At 65.5% G+C, this 17,164-nt stretch carries 14 protein-coding genes; 2 read left to right on the plus strand and 12 right to left on the minus strand.

Translation table 11 applies throughout. The annotated features are described in order from the left end of the window. Positions 1–3 precede the first annotated feature (3 nt). From AC5STI_RS02680 to AC5STI_RS02700, 5 genes are read right to left on the minus strand one after another with little or no spacing between them, the layout of a single operon-like run. Positions 4–273 (minus strand): K+/H+ antiporter subunit F, encoded by a 270-nt coding sequence (locus AC5STI_RS02680; RefSeq protein ID WP_421056042.1) that lies wholly within the window; start codon positions 271–273, stop codon positions 4–6. Then, a complete protein-coding gene (locus AC5STI_RS02685; protein ID WP_475051376.1) occupies positions 270–767 on the minus strand; it encodes a Na+/H+ antiporter subunit E in 498 nt (165 codons plus the stop codon). The genes AC5STI_RS02680 and AC5STI_RS02685 overlap by 4 nt, the downstream gene beginning before the upstream one ends. Then, positions 764–2,302 carry a monovalent cation/H+ antiporter subunit D gene (locus AC5STI_RS02690; RefSeq protein ID WP_495447720.1) on the minus strand — a complete coding sequence of 513 codons (1,539 nt, stop codon included), beginning with the start codon at positions 2,300–2,302 and terminating at the stop codon, positions 764–766. The genes AC5STI_RS02685 and AC5STI_RS02690 overlap by 4 nt, the downstream gene beginning before the upstream one ends. Next, entirely contained in the window at positions 2,302–2,655 is a 354-nt protein-coding gene (locus AC5STI_RS02695; protein ID WP_475051377.1) for a Na+/H+ antiporter subunit C, read from the minus strand. Before AC5STI_RS02695 ends, AC5STI_RS02690 begins: the two co-directional genes overlap by 1 nt. 2 nt (positions 2,656–2,657) lie before the next feature. After that, positions 2,658–5,519 (minus strand): monovalent cation/H+ antiporter subunit A, encoded by a 2,862-nt coding sequence (locus tag AC5STI_RS02700; protein WP_495445493.1) that lies wholly within the window; start codon positions 5,517–5,519, stop codon positions 2,658–2,660. 281 nt (positions 5,520–5,800) lie between these two features. Between AC5STI_RS02700 and AC5STI_RS02705 the strand changes: the two genes are divergently transcribed. Both AC5STI_RS02705 and AC5STI_RS02710 read left to right on the plus strand, forming a co-directional pair. After that, the gene (locus tag AC5STI_RS02705; RefSeq protein WP_495445494.1) at positions 5,801–6,274 is read left to right on the plus strand and encodes a rhodanese-like domain-containing protein; all 474 of its coding nucleotides are present in this window, start codon (positions 5,801–5,803) and stop codon (positions 6,272–6,274) included. Next, positions 6,271–7,110, plus strand: coding sequence for a CE1 family esterase (locus AC5STI_RS02710; RefSeq protein WP_495447721.1), 840 nt, complete (start codon positions 6,271–6,273; stop codon positions 7,108–7,110). Before AC5STI_RS02705 ends, AC5STI_RS02710 begins: the two co-directional genes overlap by 4 nt. Before the next feature lie 257 nt (positions 7,111–7,367). Here the strand turns inward: AC5STI_RS02710 and mdoH are convergent, their stop codons facing one another. From mdoH to AC5STI_RS02745, 7 genes are all read right to left on the minus strand, one after another. Next, positions 7,368–9,254, minus strand: coding sequence for a glucans biosynthesis glucosyltransferase MdoH (mdoH, locus tag AC5STI_RS02715; RefSeq protein ID WP_495447722.1), 1,887 nt, complete (start codon positions 9,252–9,254; stop codon positions 7,368–7,370). A 2-nt stretch (positions 9,255–9,256) separates the two neighbouring features. Continuing rightward, positions 9,257–10,765: an OpgD/OpgG family glucan biosynthesis protein gene (locus AC5STI_RS02720; protein ID WP_495445495.1), complete on the minus strand. Its 1,509-nt coding sequence runs from the start codon at positions 10,763–10,765 to the stop codon at positions 9,257–9,259. Then, positions 10,762–12,024, minus strand: coding sequence for an OpgC family protein (locus AC5STI_RS02725; RefSeq protein WP_495445496.1), 1,263 nt, complete (start codon positions 12,022–12,024; stop codon positions 10,762–10,764). Before AC5STI_RS02725 ends, AC5STI_RS02720 begins: the two co-directional genes overlap by 4 nt. A 24-nt stretch (positions 12,025–12,048) precedes the next feature. Then, the gene (locus AC5STI_RS02730; protein ID WP_495445497.1) at positions 12,049–13,410 is read right to left on the minus strand and encodes a tetratricopeptide repeat protein; all 1,362 of its coding nucleotides are present in this window, start codon (positions 13,408–13,410) and stop codon (positions 12,049–12,051) included. 261 nt (positions 13,411–13,671) lie between these two features. Next, complete coding sequence (locus AC5STI_RS02735; protein ID WP_495445498.1) at positions 13,672–14,871, minus strand: CaiB/BaiF CoA transferase family protein; 1,200 nt, start codon at positions 14,869–14,871, stop codon at positions 13,672–13,674. Further along, positions 14,858–16,471 carry a thiamine pyrophosphate-binding protein gene (locus AC5STI_RS02740; RefSeq protein ID WP_495445499.1) on the minus strand — a complete coding sequence of 538 codons (1,614 nt, stop codon included), beginning with the start codon at positions 16,469–16,471 and terminating at the stop codon, positions 14,858–14,860. The genes AC5STI_RS02735 and AC5STI_RS02740 overlap by 14 nt, the downstream gene beginning before the upstream one ends. Positions 16,472–16,618: 147 nt before the next feature. After that, complete coding sequence (locus AC5STI_RS02745; RefSeq protein WP_495445500.1) at positions 16,619–17,089, minus strand: DUF302 domain-containing protein; 471 nt, start codon at positions 17,087–17,089, stop codon at positions 16,619–16,621. Between the last annotated feature and the right edge of the window lie 75 nt (positions 17,090–17,164).

The raw sequence follows: 17,164 nt of genomic DNA on the forward strand, positions 1-17,164 counted from the left end.
CCCTCACTCGATGATGTTGCCGCGCAGGATGAAGCGCGCGTAGGCCACGGTGGAGACAAAGCCGAGCATGGCGATGATCATCGCCGCCTCAAAGAACATCTCGGTCCCCAGCGCCATGCCGTAAAGCACCATCAGCGCGATGGCGTTGATGAACATGGTATCGAGCGCCAGGATGCGGTCGGCGATATCCGGGGCGGTGACGACCTTCCACAGGTTCATCAGCATCGCCAGGGCGAAACAGGCAAAGGCGAAATAGGCAGCGTTTTCGATCATTCGAAGATCTCCATCAGCCGGCGCTCATAGCGCTGTTTGATCTCGTCGCGCACCGCGTCCGGGTTAGGCGCGTCCAGGCAGTGGACCAGCAGCGCGTGGCCCTCGTCCGAAACATCCGCCGACAGGGTGCCGGGCGTCATGGTGATGGTGCCCGCCAGGGCGGTGATCGCCTCGGGCGTTTTCAGGTCCAGCGGGATGGTGATCCAGTTGGGGCGGCGGTCGGCGTTGGGTTTGAACAGCACGATCCGGGCCACGATGATATTGGCCTGAATGATGTCCATCAGAACGACCAGGACGTATTCCGCGATCTTCAGCGGTTTGCTGAGCCGCGGCCGGTTGGGCCAGTAGGGCTGGGTGAAAAACGGGATCAGCACCCCCAGCATAAAGCCGAAGAGCAGCGAGTTCAGCGACCATCCGTTGACAAGCAGCAGCCAGGTGAGGGTCAGCAGCAGTGTGAGCAATGGGTGCGGCAGCAGCCGCCGGAACAGTTTCATTTCTCCTCCTCCCCCAGCACGGTACCGATATAGGCTTCAGGCGCAAAGAGCTGCGCCGCGGTGGCCTCGGCATAGCGGGTGGCGGGGCCCGCAAAGACGGTGAGCGCCACAAGCCCTGCCAGAAGCCCGAAGCACGCGACAAACGGCAGCGGGGCCGGTCTGGAGGCCAGATCTTCCACCGGGGGCTCCTCGCTGGTGCCGGTGTTCTGCTGCGGCAGGCCGTGGCCTTTCCAGAACAGCAGCGAGCCTGCGCGCGCCATGCCGATGATGGTGATCAGCGACCCGATGAGGATCACCGCCCAGATCCAGGTGGCGAGTTCGGAGCCGCGGGTGGCATCGAGCACCAGCAGCTTGCCCAGGAATCCCGACAGCGGCGGCATCCCCGCCAGCGCGATGGCGGCGGCAAAGAACAGCGCCGAGATCAGCCCGGTCTGCGGCATCGGCAGCTGCGGCAGGATCCAGCCGCCCTGCCGCTCCATCACCAGGTCGGCAACCAGGAACAGCAGCGCCGCGGCCAGGGTGGAATGCACCAGGTAGTAAAGCGCGGCGGCGGTGGCGGTCTGGGTGAACAGCGACACCGCAATCAGCAGCGTGCCCATTGAGGCGATAGCGCCAAAGGCAGCCAGGCGGCCGATCTTGTTGGAGCCGAGCACCCCGACCGCGCCTGCAATCAGCGTCAGCAGCGCGGCGGGCAGCAGCCAGCTTTCGGTCAGCCCGGAGGTGGCCTCGACCTCAGGGCCGAAGACCAGCGTGTACATGCGCAGGATCGAATAGGCGCCGACCTTGGTCATGATGGCAAACAGCGCCGCCACCGGCATCGGCGCGTTGGCATAGGCCGAGGGCAGCCAGAAATGCAGCGGCAGCAGCGCCGCCTTGATGGCAAAGACCAGGAGCAGCATCACCGCACCGGCCCGCAGCAGGGCGGTATCCTCGGCCGGGATCTGCGAGACCTTCACCGCGAGGTCGGCCATATTCAGCGTGCCGGTCACCGAATACAGCGTGCCGAGCGCGAACAGGAACAGGGTCGAGCCCAGAAGGTTGAACACCACGTACTGGACGCCGGCCTGGAACCGGCGGGTGCCGCCGGAATGGATCATCAGGCCATAGGAGGCGATCAGCAGCACCTCGAAGAAGACAAACAGGTTAAAGGCGTCGCCGGTCAGAAAGGCGCCCATGATGCCCATCAGCTGGAACTGGAACAGCGCGTGGAAGTTGCTGCCGCGGGTGTCCCAGCCTGAACCGATGGCATAAAGCAGCACCGGCAGCGCCAAAAGCGAGGTCAGCACGATCATCATGCCCGACAGCCGGTCCAGCACCAGCACAATGCCAAAGGGCGCGGGCCAGTCGCCCAGCTCATAGACCTTGACGGTGCCGTCCGCCGCCTGCGCGGCCAGGGCCAGGGTCACGCCGGCCAGCAGCACCGCGCTGGCGACCGAGAAGATCCGCTGCAGGTCCAGGTGGTGGCGCAGCACCATGATGATGAACGGCGCGACCAGGGCAGGCAGCACCACCGGCGCGATCAGAAGGTGCTCCATCATGCGTCCTCCCCAGCGCCTTCGGGCTCTGCGGGCAGGGCGGTGCGGTCATCGCGCGACGACAGGAAGGCCCCCAGCGCGATCATCACCACCACCGCGGTCATGCCAAAGGAGATCACGATGGCAGTCAGCACCAGCGCCTGCGGCAGCGGATCGGTATAAACCACCTCCTCGTATTTGTTGAGGATCGGCGGTGCGGCGGTCATCAGCCGCCCGGAGGCAAACAGGAAGACGTTCACGGCATAGGTGATCAGCGACAGGCCCAGGATCACCGGGAAGCTGCGGCGGCGCAGGATCAGGTAGATGCCGGCCGCAGTCAGGATGCCCACGGCCGAGGCGACGAGAAGTTCCATGCTTATCCCTCCGTCCCGGTCTTGGCCGCGTCCTCGCGGGCCGGGTTGATGTCCATCGCGTGTTCAGAGCTGATGCCCGGCTGCCAGGCGAAGCGCGACAGGCTTTCCAGTGCCAGCAGCACCGCGCCCACAACCGCCAGGAAGACGCCGAGGTCAAAGAGCGCGGCAGTGGCCCATTCGAACTCCTCCAGCGGTTCCCAGTGGATATAGCCGAAGGCGCTGGTCAGGAACGGCATCCCGTTGAACCAGGCGCCCATGCCGGTGGAGGCGGCAATCAGCACGCCGGAGCCGATAATGGCGTGGTAGGGATAGCGCTGCCGCTCGGTCGCCCAGGCAAAGCCCGAGGCCATGTACTGCATGATGATCGCAATTGCTGCGACCAGGCCTGCAATAAAGCCGCCGCCCGGCAGGTTGTGGCCGCGGAAGAAGATATAGGCCGCCACCATCAGCGCCAGCGGCATCATCACCCGGGTCGCCACGACCATCATCAGCGGGTGGCTGTCGCCCGCCTGCGGCAGGTCCGGCTCGCGGTTCAACAGGTAAGCACGCACGCGGGAGCCCAGCACCGCCTCGGTCAGGGCAAAGATCACCATCGCGGCGATCCCCAGCACGATGATCTCGCCAAAGGTGTCATAGCCGCGGAAGTCGACCAGGATCACGTTCACCACATTGGTGCCGCCGCCGCCCTTGTAGGAGTTGGCGAGGTGGAAATCCGAGATTGTCGGGAAGGCAAAATCGCGCATCAGGAGCGCATAGATCAGCCCGCCTGCCCCCAGGCCCGCGACCACCGAAATGGCGCCATCGCGCACACGGGTCAGCACCGGGGTTTCGACCGGGGTTTCCTTGGGCATGAAGTTCAGCGCCAGCAGCATCAGGATGATGGTCACCACCTCGACCGAGATCTGGGTCAGCGCCAGGTCCGGCGCCGAGAGGTAGTTGAAAGACATCGACACCACCAGGCCGATCACGCCGATCAGCACCAGCGACAAGAGCCGGTTGCGGTGCTTCACCACGATGAACAGCGTCGCCACCACCAGGGCGAACCAGCCGGTCACCGGCAGCAGGCCGGGTTCCTGCAAGCTGCGCGTCGGCGGGCCCAGGGTGCCGCCGCGATAGGCCAGGTAGGCAATCACCACGGTGAAGGTAACCATCACCGCGGAGTAACGGGTGAGGGCACCGTTGTGCAGCCCGCCGGTCACTGCCTGGCTGAGACGCGTGAAGGCGCCGATAAGGCCCTCAAAGATCACCTTGGCTTCGGGCCGCGGGGCCGCATCCCAGGCGCGCGCCAGCGGTTTATGCAGCGCCAGCAGGACCGCACCGCCGATCACCGCAAAGATCGACATATACAGCGCCGGGGTCAGCCCGTGCCAGAGTTTGAGCGAGTAATAGGGCAGCTTCTCGCCGCCGATCACCGCGCTGGCGGCGGTGGCGACCATCGGGCCTGCGATCTTGGCCGAGGCAAAGCCGATCAGCACCACCAGCAGCACCAGGAAGGCCGGGCCGATCCACATGCCGGTGTTGGGGTCATGCGGGTGGCCGGGGTAATCCTCGCGCTTGGGGCCAAGGAAGACATGGGCGATGAAGCGGAAGGAATAGGCCGCCGAGAACACCGCGGCTGCCGTGACCAGTGCGGGCACGATCAGGTGCGAGCCGTTCCAGATGGTGTGGGAGGCTTCCTCCAGCATCATCTCCTTGGACAGGAAACCGTTCAGAGGCGGAACTCCCGCCATCGACAGCGCTGCCACCGTGCCAATGGTGAAGGTGACAGGCATCAGGTGGCGCAATCCGCCAAGGCGCTTGATGTCGCGGGTGCCGGCCTCATGGTCGACAATGCCCGCGGTCATGAACAGCGCCGCCTTGAAAGTGGCGTGGTTGATGATGTGAAAGACCGCGGCGACCGCGGCGAACTTGGTGCCAAAGCCCAGCAGCATGGTGATCAGGCCCAGGTGGCTGACGGTGGAAAACGCCAAAAGCGCCTTGAGGTCATCCTTGAACAGCGCGATCACCGCACCGATCAGCATGGTGACAAGGCCGGTGGTGGCAACGATGTAGAACCATTCCGGCGTGCCTGCCAGAACCGGCCACAGCCGCGCCATCAGAAACAGCCCGGCCTTCACCATGGTGGCGGAGTGCAGGTAGGCCGACACCGGCGTCGGCGCGGCCATCGCGTGCGGCAGCCAGAAGTGGAAAGGGAACTGCGCCGATTTGGTGAAGGCGCCCAGAAGGATCAGGATCAGGGCGGGCAGATACAGGGGCGAGGCCTGAATCGCCTCCTTGTTCTGCAGGATCACGCTGAGGTCATAGGAGCCTGCGATATGGCCCAGGATCAGCATCCCCGCAATCATCGCCAGCCCGCCGGATCCGGTCACGGCCAGCGCCATCCGCGCGCCTTGGCGGCCTTCGGGCAGGTGCTTCCAATAGCCGATCAGCAGGAAAGAGCTGAGCGAGGTAAGCTCCCAGAACACCAGCAAAAGCAGGATGTTGTCGGACAGAACGATACCGACCATGGCGCCCTGAAACAGCAAGAGATAGCTGTAGAACTGGCCCATCGGATCTTCGCGCGAGAGGTAGAACCGGGCGTAGAGGATGATCAGCAGGCCGATCCCGAGGATCATCGCCGCAAACAGGAAGCCCAGCCCGTCGAGGAAGAAATGGGCGTTGAGGCCAAGGGCGGGCAGCCAATCCACTGCGGCAAATACCGTCTCGCCGCGGAAGATGGCCGGGATATGCAGCATCAGACCCGTAAAGGCGAGGAATGTGGTCAGCCCGGCGGCTGAAGCTGCGGCATTGCGTCCGGCGCGGATCAAAAGCGCTGGGAAGACGGCTCCGAGAAAGGGCAGGGCCGCAATCAGGAAAAGGGACACGTGCAGGTCTCCTGTCGGGTTGGCGCGTCGTTATTTTTTGGTCCAGTGCTAAGCAATTTTTTAGCCCAGAACCACCCCCGCCGCCCCTGATACGGTAAGAATGCCGCAGCCCCGGGACGGAATTGATACTATTGTTGCGCCTATATTTGGGGGATGCGCGCGCAATAACAAGAACTTGACTGTCCGAAACCCTCCATTTCTGGTGATTGGAAAGCTTCAAGCTGCTAGATCTGGGGGCAGGACCACGGCCCAGTGGCGGAAAGCGGAGATGCGGAGGCCAAATGCCCGGAGCACAGGCGGATACTGCAACCCTGACGCGGCGGCTGATGCTGCTGGGCGGCGCGGCGGCCGCAGGCGGCTTTGGCTACTGGTGGCACCGCAGGCAGCCGCCCGCGCATGACCAGCCGCGGCTGAGCGCGGCAGAGGCTTTTGCCGCGGCCCGGGACGGCGGCATCATCCTGGTGGACATCCGCACGCCGCAGGAATGGCGCGCGTCGGGGGTGCCCGTGGGCAGCCACCAGATCGACATGCGGCGCGAAGATTTCCTGGCCGCCTTGCAGGCGGTGGCGGGGCCGGACCGGGCCGTTCCGCTGGCGCTGATCTGCGCCCGGGGCGTGCGCTCGGCGCGGATGACCCTGGCGCTGGCGGAGGCGGGCTTCACCAATGTGATCGACGTCCCCGAAGGCATGCTGGGCTCTGCGGCAGGACCCGGGTGGATTGCAGGCAACCTGCCGGTGGCCCGGTGGCAGGGGTGATCAGGGGGCTGGCCAAGGGCGCCACGGCTGCGGCGCTGTTTGCGGCATGGGCCAGCGGGGCGGCAGCGGGCTGCGGCGCGGAGCCGGAGCCCTGTGCGGTGGAGGACGGCCGCTATCACATCGTGCTGCCGGAGGCGTCCGCTGCGCCGCTGCCGGTGGTGATGTTCCTGCACGGCTACGGCGGCAGCGGTGCGCAAGTGCTGAAGAACGCGGCGCTTGTGCAGGGGCTTACGGCACGCGGCTACGCAGTGATTGCACCGGAGGGCCGCAAACGCGGCGGCACCGGGCCGCAGAACTGGGGCTTCGGCCCTTTTGATGAAGGCCGGGACGAAGGCGCGTTCTTTGCCTCGGTGCTGGCAGATGCCTCGGGCCGGTTTGGCACGTCCCGGGCGCAGACCGTCCTCGCCGGGTTTTCCGCAGGTGCCTTCATGGTCCATTACCTGGCCTGCCGCGACTCCGGGGCCTTTGCCGCCTATGCGCCGCTGTCGGGTGGCTTCTGGCGGCCGCAGCCGGAGCGCTGCGAGGGACCGGTGCGGCTGTTGCAGGTGCATGGCTGGCGCGACGAGGTGGTGCCGCTGGAAGGCCGTGTGCTGGGCGGCGGGCGCTGGGAGCAGGGCGACATCTTTGCCGGGCTGGAACTGTGGCGGCAGGTCAATGGCTGCACCTCTCATGCGCCGGACAGAGCATGGAGCGAAGACGGCCTGCTGCGCCGCCGCTGGGACTGCGGGCCGGGGGCGGATATCGAAATGGTGCTGTTTGACGGTGGCCATACGGTGCCCAAGGGCTGGGCGGGCTGGATGGCGGATTGGTTCGAGAGTGAACCGGCTGTGCGCTGAACGTGCCGTAGCACCCGGTCCGGGCCGCGGCCTCCAGCCCCTTTGCCCGTAAATCAGAGATTTCCGTCAAAGCGTTGGGCCCGGCAGCGCGCCCTTGTGGGCGCGCTGCTGTGGTTCTGTGATGGCGGCGGACTGCCCTTGGACAGGTCGTGGCGTTTAAGCGCGTCAGCGCGGCGCCGGGCCCAAGGCTGCCAAGGATGTCCCGGCGCAGCCGGGGTATCCTGCGGGCGCGGGAGACTTTCCCCTACGGTTCGGGCTTACTCTGCCGGGGTGCCGCGGACGGGGCTGCCGTCCAGCAGCGCCTTCAGCTCAGCGCGGGCGGCGCGGGCGGCGCGGGTGATCTGGGGTTCGGTGAACTCCTCCCGCGTGGCCATCCAGTGGCGGATGCGGTTCACTGTCTTGACACCCGACAGTGCCGACAGCGGCACCGCCAGCACCAGCGACAGCGCAATCGGGGCCAGCCACAGCGATACGGTGCCGGTCAGAATTCCGGCCCAGAGCGCAACGCCGCTGACAGTTTCGAGCGCGTGGCAGGTGAGCAGCGTGCGCAAGGAGTAGCTGCCGCCGTCGCGGGCCTGGGGCGCCCAGCCGCGCTGCAGGCCAAGGGCGGTGCGGAACACCGCGATCATCTGCTGCACCATCAGGATCGGCGCATAAAGGATCGCGAGCATCACCTCGGACACAAAGGACAGCGCGAAATGCACCGGCCCGCCGTATTCGGAAAACCGGCTGCCGGTCAGCGGCAGAGCCGCAGCCGCCAGGATCTTGGGGGCCAGCAGCATCGCGTAGATCAGGATGATCACCAGCACGTGCTTGGGCTCCGACATATCCGGCCAGTTGGGGCGGAACGGGTTGGCCTCGCTGAAATAGCTGATGACGGACGCCTCTTCGCTGCGGCCGATGATGGCCCAAAGGACCAGCAGCGCAAACCACACCGGTGCCATCAGGTAGCCGATGGCGCCCGCAAACAGGTGGAAGCGGGAGATCGCGCGGAAGCCCTTGGCGTGCAGCAGATTGAGGTGCTGCAGGTTGCCCTGGCACCAGCGGCGGTCGCGCAGGATGTGGTCGATCAGGGTTGCCGGGGTTTCCTCATATGATCCGCGGATGCGGGGCAGGAAGCGCACCGACCAGCCGGCCCGGCGCAGCAGGCCGGCCTCGACGAAATCATGGCTCATGATCAGCTTTTCACCGCCGCCGAAGCGCGAGCGCAGGAGCGGCAGGCCGGCACAGGCGGCAAAGGCGCGGGTGCGGATGATGGCGTTGTGGCCCCAGTAGTTGCCCTCATGCCCGGCCCAGCGGGCCAGGCCCTCGGCCAGCGCGAGGCCATAGACGCCATTTGCGAACTGCTGCATGCGGCCAAAGACCGACTGTGCGCCAATGAGCTGCGGATAGCTTTGGATCAGGCCGGCGCTTGGATCGCGGGCCAGCGCATCGGCAAGGCGGGCAATGGCGCGGCCGGTCATCAGGCTGTCGGCGTCCAGCACCAGCATAGCCTCATAGCCTGCGCCCCAGCGGCGTACCCAGTCGGAGATATTGCCGACCTTGCGGCCTTCGTTGTCGGCGCGGCGGCGGTAGTAGAGCTCAGCGCCTTCGGGCAGCATGGTGCGCAGCGCCTCGACGCTGGCGCGTTCCTGTTCGGCAATCCCGTCGTCGCGGGTGTCGGACAGGATGAACATCGCGTATTCATGCTGGCCGCCGCGGCCGTGCAGCTCTTGCAGCATGGTCTGGGCGTTGCCCAGCACATACCAGGGCACTTCGTTGTAGACCGGCATCAGCAGCGCCACCTTCATCGGGCGCGCGGGGCCGCGCGCCACGGTCTTTTCCCGGCGCGACAGGCCGTAAAGGCCCAGCAGCACGGTGGAGACGGTGAAGGCGATCCAGAAGAAGTTGAAGGCGATCAGTGCGAGCAGAACGGCTTCCAGCACGGAAAAGCCATCATCGGCGAACCAGCCCTGCATCACCCAGGTGAGCACACCCGTGGCGGCCATCGCCGGCGAAAACGCCAGCAGGCGCCACAGCGCCACCTGGCGGGGCGCAGCGTCGCCGGGGGCGGCGGCGTCCCTGAAGTCCTTGCTGAAATCCTGCTCCGGCATCGCCAGCGGCTGTTCCGGGGGCATAAGATCACATGTGGTCATGCGGTCCATGTTCATGCGGTCCACCTGTAAAGCCAGACCTCGGAAGCGGGGCTGCCGTCTTTCCTGAGCTGGGCGCGAAGTTCAACGTGATCCTGATCGCCAGGATCGAAGTAGAAGGCGAGACGCAGGCCGCCGGTTTCCGGGTTGCGCTGCAGCACGCCTTCGCTGGTCGCCACATGGGGAGAGTGAATGTGCACGTCAAGGGCTTCGGGCCCGTCCTCGAACAGGGGGTGGGCGTCAAAGTCGATGGTGACGATCCGGCCCGGCCCGCCAAAGATCCGGGCACCCTCGGCGGTGTCGATCACCCGCGGCATCGGCAGCACCGGCTCCTCGCCCCAGGTGAGGCGGTAGCTGAGGCTGATCTCCGATCCGGCGGCATAGGGCTCGCGCGGGCGCCAGTAGGCAACGGTGTTGTCGTAGATTTCCTTGTCGGCGGGGATTTCCACCAGGGTGACGGCACCCTTGCCCCAGTCCTCCTTGGGTTCCACCCACAGGCAGGGACGGTTGTGGTAAAACGCTTCCAGGTCGTTGAAATCCGACAGCTTGCGCGACCGCTGCATCAGGCCGAAGCCGCGCGGGTTGTCATCGACGAAGGACGAGACCTGCAGCCGCGTGGGGTTGGCCAGCGGCCGCCACAGGGTTTCGCCGTTGCCGTTGACCACCAGCAGGCCGTCGCTGTCATGGACCGCCGGGCGGAAGTCGTCAAAGCGGTTGCGGTTGGTGGCGTCGAACAGGAACATCGAGGTGAGCGGCGCAAGGCCCGCGTGGTTCAGGTCCTCGCGGGCGAACAGGGTCGCCTCCACCTCCATCACCGTGCTGCTGCCGGGGGTGATGGTGAACCGGTAGGCGCCGGTAACGGAGGGCGAGTCCATCAGCGCGTGCACCACCATGTGGCGCTGGCCGGGGGCAGGGGCCTCCAGCCAGAATTCGATGAACTCGGGGAACTCTTCGCCCTCGGGATCTGCGGTCTTCAGCGCCAGGCCGCGGGCCGACAGCCCGTAGGCATTGCCGATGCCGATGGCGCGGAAATAGCTGGCCCCCTGGAAAACGCAGAATTCGGTCTTCTGGGTGGGATCATCAAGAACAGTGCGCAGGCGCAGGCCGGAATACCCGAGGTGGCCCTCGGTTGTCAGCTCTGGCGCCTTGTCGGTCTTGTCAAACAGCGACAGGTCGAAGGCCACGGGCTGTGCCAGCCCGCCGGTCACGGTGTTGATCTGAACCGCACGCGGGAAATAGAGCCCGGGCAGAAAGAAATCGACGTTGTAGCTGCGGTCCGTCTTGGACCACAGCGCGTCCTTGCTGCGGAACCAGCGCGCCTTGTAGTCGTCATAGGACTGGTCCAGCCAGTCCTGCGGCACAGCCGGGCGTTCGGCATAGTCCTCTGCGGCCAGCGCGCGGGCCTTGGCCACCACCGCGTCGCGGCTGAAGGGCTCGGCGTCGCTGGCCAGCCCGGGCAGCGCGGACAGGGCGGTGCTGCCAAGCGCGGCAGCCAGGAAGGTACGGCGGGAAAAAGAGCTCATTTCTTGGCTCTCCAGGGTTGTGACTTGAACCAGGCGGCGCCGTAAGCGCAGCCAATGATTAGGAAAAATCCAATGAGATTGGCGAATGCCGTGGTCATAACCGCGCGGTCGGTCTGGTCAAGCGCAAAGCCGATGAAGCGGGCCAGCGCCATCGAAAACACGAAGACCGCAAGCGATTGCTGGCCGACTTTGGTAACGACCTGCAACAATACGGACCAAATTCTTGCAGCCAGTGAATGGCCGGTGGCAATCAGCCGTTTTCCTCCCTCACCGGCAGCGGCCCAGCCCAGATAGGCGAGCGACAGGAAGTGGGTATAGCGCAGCAGGCCGAAGTCTGTTTTCTCGCGCCATTCGCTGCTCGGTTTCCAGGTTTCACGGATGGCATCGGCCAGATCCATGTTCCAGTACTCGACCCAGCCCAGCACCTTGCCGGAGCCGAAGGGCGCGGAGAAGATGACGAAACCGGCGGCGAGCACAACCAGCACCTTGGAAACCGGCGGCTTGGGCAGCCAGCCCTTCATGAAGGCAAAACCGGTGAAGAACAGCAGCTGCCAGCCGAAGGGGTTGAAGAACCACTCGCGGTCGGACCACGGCTCTGCCGGCAGCGAGACGCCGTTGGGGCCGAGGCCGAGAATGTAGGGGTTAGCGGTAAGCCAGATCAGCACCGACGCCATCGCCACGGCCCACACCCCGGCCTTCTCCAGCCCCATCATCAGCGGCATCAGCAGCAGCACCACCAGATACATCGGCAAGATGTCGAAGTAGTTGGGGACATAGGTCAGGGTAAAGATGCCGGTGAGCTGCTGCACGGTGTTGTTGAAGAACCAGTGCAGGTTCAAGGAGCCGATATAGCTCTTGTCGAAGCTGCCATAGAGGTCCAGTGCCGCCATTGATGCGGCAAGGAAGAAGAACAGCCCGATATGGGCCCAGTAGACCTGCCAGCAGCGGTAGGCGACGCGGGCAGTGCCCAGCCACCATCCCTGGCGGTCAAAGGAGCTGCCGAAGGCGATGGCGGAAGCCATGCCGGAGCAGAACACAAAGATCTCGGTTGCGTCGGAAAACCCGAACCGCGCCGGGATCCATCCCGCCCAGCGGTTGCCCGGGATATGGGCTGCCAGGATGATGAACATGGCGATGCCGCGGTAGAAGTCGAGCCGCGGGTCGCGCACGCGCGTCTGGACCGCCTGCGGCGGGGGCACTGCGCGGTTGGCGGCAGCTGGGTCTTTCTGAGGCCCGGGAAAGGGCGCAACGCTGGACATCTGTGGTTTTGGTCCTTGAGGGTCTTATTCGGCAGGTACGCTTTTGGCCCCGGACGGATCCCGGGCCTCGGCAATCAGGGTGCGGCGGGCAAGCGCATAGTTGTCCTCTGCGCCGCCCCGCTTGGCGCGGCGGTCATCAAGGATTGCTTCGACTTCGTCAAGCTGGCCTGAGCGGATTCCCGCGTCTATGGTTATGCGTTCAAAAACATCGCGTTGCGCGTGGCTGCCGCCGGCCAGCTGCAGGGTGGCGCGGGCTGTGGATAAGTGGTTGAAAGCGGCCTTGTAATTACCGTCTCCGAAGGCTTCCAGCCCGTCCGCGGCGGCGCAGCCGGGGTTCGCCATGCGCGCCCGCGCCTCGGTGCCGCCGCGTTCCGCATCGGCGTGAATCCGCTGCACCAGCCGGTGAGCGTCTTCCTTGCGGTGCCCGGTCAGGGCCAGAAGATAGTGCAGATCGGCAAAAATCAGGCTGCCGTCCTCGGTCCGGGCGGCACAGAGATTCGCCAGCTCCTCCCAGCGGCTGCCCACATCCACCCCCTCCAGCTCCAGCCGCGACAGCAGCGAGGTCGCGTTGGAGATGTCGCGGTAGTCGTCTGTCCGGTCCTTGCGCACCTCGGTGTCATAAAGCGCGATGGCCTCATCCATCTGGCCCAGGTCCAGGTGCATCAGCGCCTTGTGCCACCAGACGTGATAGCGGAAGTTGTTGCAATGCGCCCAGGCTTCCTCGCGGCCGTGCAGCCAGTCAAGCCCGGCCTCGGCGTTGCCGGTCATGTCGTGCACATGCGCCACTGCATGCAGGCCCCAGGCATCATCTGGCGCCATCCACAGCGCCTGCCGCCCGGCATTGGCGGCGCGCTCATAATCGCCGGTTTCCTCCAGCGCAAAGGAATGGCAGCCCAGCAGGTAACCGCGGCCCGCATGGTCCGGCGCGTAGGCCGGCAGCACCCGCTCGATCGAGGCGCGCATGCCTGCGGGATCGCCCATGATAAAGCGGATGCCGTGGCTGAGCTTCATCGCCAGGGTGTCCTGCGGGCAGACGTCCAGCACCTCTTCCATCCGCTGGATCGCCAGGGTGGGGTGGCCGGCCAGCCAGTTTTCCAGCGCATCCACGTATTTGCGCTCACGCGGCAGGGCGCCCTCGTAACAGGCCTTGGCATCGCGCAGCGCTTCGCGCGCAGCCGGCACCAGCTCAGAGCGCCCCAGCATCAGCAGCGACAGCCCCTTGATCGCATGGCCCAGGGCAAACTCCGGCGCGGCCGTCAGCACCGCGCCCAGGTGATCCGCGGTCACGGCTGCGTGGGACAGAACTCCCAGCTGCACGGCGTTCCAATTCTGCTGTGCGGCTGCATCGGTCAGGCTGCTGTCTTGGCCGAAGATATCATGCGTCATGAGAGTCCAATCATTGTTCTGAATTGAGCGCAGTGTCTGTGTCCTGCTGAACAGTAGGCCATAGGATTGGCCCGGGCGAACCCTGCTCGCGGTTTGGTGATAGCCTGTGTGCGCCTGGCCGGAAATTTCACCGGATGTGTAGGTTTCCCGGGCAAATTTCTGCAAGAGGCGCGGTCAGCAGCCGGCAAATACCGCGCTGTTTTGGCGGTGATTTGCCGGAAACTGTAACACTTGGCAGAAAGCCGCCGCGGTTCTGCCTGCTCAAGACCCGTCAAAGGGCGAGTCGGACCCCAGCAGCTCCTCCGTGCCTTCGCCGCAGCGGGGCGGCGCGTGCCGGTATGTCACCGGCGTGCGGGAGAAATTCAGCGGGTTGCCCAACAGCTTGACCGGACCGGCCGCGGTGTCCATGCCGATGGCCATATTGCGGGCTTCGACTTGGCCGGTGGCAAACAGGGTCTCCAGATTCTGCACCGGACCGGCAGGCACCTTGCGGGCCTCCATGGCGGCCAGAACCTCATCCGTGGTGAACCGCTGCACGGACGGGATCAGGATCGCATTCAGCGCATCGCGGTGCTGCAGACGGGCCGGGTTGGTGGCAAACCGCGCATCCTCGGCCAGGCCCTCAAGCTTGAGGAACTCCATGAAGCGGCAGAACTGGCTGTCGTTGCCCACTGCCAGGATCACGTGCCCGTCCGAGGTCTCATACACGCCATAGGGCATGATGCTGGGATGCTCATTGCCGCGGCGCTTGGGAATCTGGCCGGTGTTCAGATAGGCGACGCCCTCGTTGATCAGCCAGGCGATCTGGGCATCGACCAGCGCCAGGTCGATCTGCTGGCCTTCGCCGGTCTTTTCCCGGTGGTGGAGGGCGGACAGGATGCCGATGCAGGCGTACATGCCGCACATCACATCAGCGATGCCGACGCCTGCCTTCATCGGCTGGCCGTCCGGCTCTCCGGTCAGGGACATGATGCCGCCAAAGCCTTGGGCCATGATGTCATAGCCGGGCTTGTGGCTGTTGGGGCCGGTCTGGCCGTACCCCGAAATGGAGCAATAGATCAGGCCGGGCAGATCATCCTTGAGGCTGGCGTAATCCAGCCCGTATTTGGCCAGCCCGCCGGGTTTGAAGTTCTCGATCAGGATATCGGCCTCGGCCGCCAGACGCCGGATGGCCTGCTGGCCTTCTTCCGTTGCAATATCAATGGCTACCGAGCGTTTGTTGCGGTTGGCGGCCATGAAATAGGCCGAGAGGTCGGATTGATTTCCGTCCGCATCGGTCACATAGGGCGGTCCCCACTGCCGGGTGTCATCGCCGCCTGTCTTGGGGTTTTCCACCTTGATCACGGTGGCGCCGAGATCGCCCAGCAGCTGGGTGCAGGTGGGCCCAGCCAGGATGCGGGAGAGGTCGAGAACCTTGACCCCGTTCAGGGCGCCGTGGGGGAGCATGTCAGATGCGGCCATCGTAGCCTCCGCGTTCGATCACTGCCGAAATCACTGTGAACTTGTCTGCTGTCAGCGCGTCCTGCAAGGCGGCGCGCAGTTCGGCACGGCTGGTCACCGTCACCCCATTGCCGCCAAAGGCCCGGCCCATCGCGGCAAAGTCGTGTTCCGCAAAATCCACCCCGCCGTTGGCAAGCTGCCGCTGCCGCTGCTTGAGTTCGATCAGCGCAAGGCTGGCATCCGCAAAAACCACGAAGACAGGGGCCACGCCCAGCTCTGCTGCGGTGGAGAGTTCGCCCGCAACCATCAGAAACCCGGCATCGCCGGAGAAGCTGACCACGGGCCGCTCTGGCTGCGCCAGTTTGCGGCCGATCGCCATCGGCACCGCGCAGCCCATGGTGCACAACGCTGAGGACTGGATCAGGCCGCGCGGCTCGGAACACTCCCACATCTGGCTCAGCAGAATGCGGTGGGCGCCGCTGTCGGCGGTTGCAAGGGTATCCGGGGGCAGCACGGCACGGCATTCGGCGATGACACCGGCAGGCCCCCAGTCGTCGTCTTGCGGGAAAGCCTCTGCCAGCGCCGCCTTTACAGCGGCCGGGCGGCCGCGGGACCAGGTCTCGCGCGGTTCGGTGCCATCGGACAGCACCTCCAGCGTGGGGGCAATGGCGGACAGGAAGTTCAGGCCCGCCTGGTGCATGTAGTGGGTGTTGGCCTCGGGGGCGATGTCGATGACGTTCTGGGTCTCCACGTCCCAGACATTGCGCCAGCCGGGGCGCATCTCGATCGGGTCGTACCCGATGCAGAGCACCAGATCGGCTTCCCGCACCAGCGGCAGCAGGTGTTTGTCCGCCAGCGGAGACAGGCCCGCTCCGCCAAGGCACAGCGGGTGATCCTCGGGGAGGATGCCCTTGGCCTTGTAGCTGGTGACGAAGGGGATCTGGTGTTTTTCGAGGAAGGTGCGGAGGGCAGTACCGGCGTTCTCCTGCAGCGCATCCAGCCCGATCACCGCCACCGGGCGTGCCGAGGCTGCCAGCCAGGAACGCGCTTGCGCCAGTGCCTCGCCGCTTGGCACGGTTGCACTTGCAGGCGCGCGGCGGATGCTGCGCTCTCTGGCCGGCGCGTCCGCAGTTGAGATCGGCACGTCGATATGCACCGGCCCGTTGCGGGGCTCTGTCGCGATCGCAACCGCCTTGTCGGCGATCAGGTCCGCGGCGTCTGCGTCCAGCCGGAAGGTAGCCTTGGTGATCGGGGCAAAGACCGCGCGGTGGTCGAGGACCTGATGGGTGTAGCTCTGCTCCTCCGCCGCGTCGACGCAGCCCGTCAGCACCAGCATCGGCATCCGGTCCTGATGGGCGTTGGCGACCACGTTGATGCCGTTCAGCGCGCCGGGGCCAAGGGTGGCGACCAGAATGACTGGCGCACCGTCCGCATGGTGAACGCCTTCGCCGATGAAGCCTGCACAGTTTTCATGCTTGGCCAGGTGAAAGGCGATGCCCGCCTTGGTCAGCGCATCAACCAGCGTCAGCACCTCGCCGCCGGGCATCCCGAAAGCATGGCGGCAGCCCGCCTCGTAAAGCCGCCGGGCCAGAACGTCGGCTGCGCGCAAGGGATCTGTCATCTTGTCCGTCCAATCCGTTGAATTACCGCCAGATTGCCGAGGCTGCGCCCGCGCGCAAGCCCGCTCACGCCAGTGTGAGAAATGCTGCGGCGGAAACCGGCGCATTCCTTGCGCTGCCGGCAGCATCGCGGAAACAGCCCGGAGCGGTTATTTCAGCGCCCGTCCGGCGATCAGCGCAAAGCGGCGGTCGAGCTGGCCAGCGAGGGCCGCCAGCCCTGCGCCGCCTTCGTCCGCGTAAGGCGCAAAGACGTAGGTGGGCAGCTTGTAGGACAGGGTGGCGTTGCCGTCCGCCTCCTCGGTCACATACATCCGCACCGGCGCCTCGATCATTGCGGCGGTGGAGAGGGCGAGGATCTTCACCGCGAAGTCATTGTTGAACAGGCCAATGACACGGTTGCCGGGAATGGTAATGCCGCGGGCCGCTGCCGCCTGGGTGGGGCCCGCCTGGGTGACCACCCCCAGCCCTTCGGCCTTGGCGGCGGTTTTGACGTCTTCGATCAGCTGCGCATAGGGTTTTGCGGTTTCATGCACCGCCCAGCCGTCGCGCGGCGCGATGCCTCCGGCGGTTGCGGCAGAGGTTGCAAGGAACAGGACGGCTGTCAGGCGCTTGGCATACATGGCAGGTCTCCACGGTGTTTCTCCCGCTATTAAAGCACGCCGGCGGCCTTGCTGCTCACAATCGCGTGCGTCAGG

This window comes from Leisingera sp. CC-HEC096, assembly GCF_059429235.1.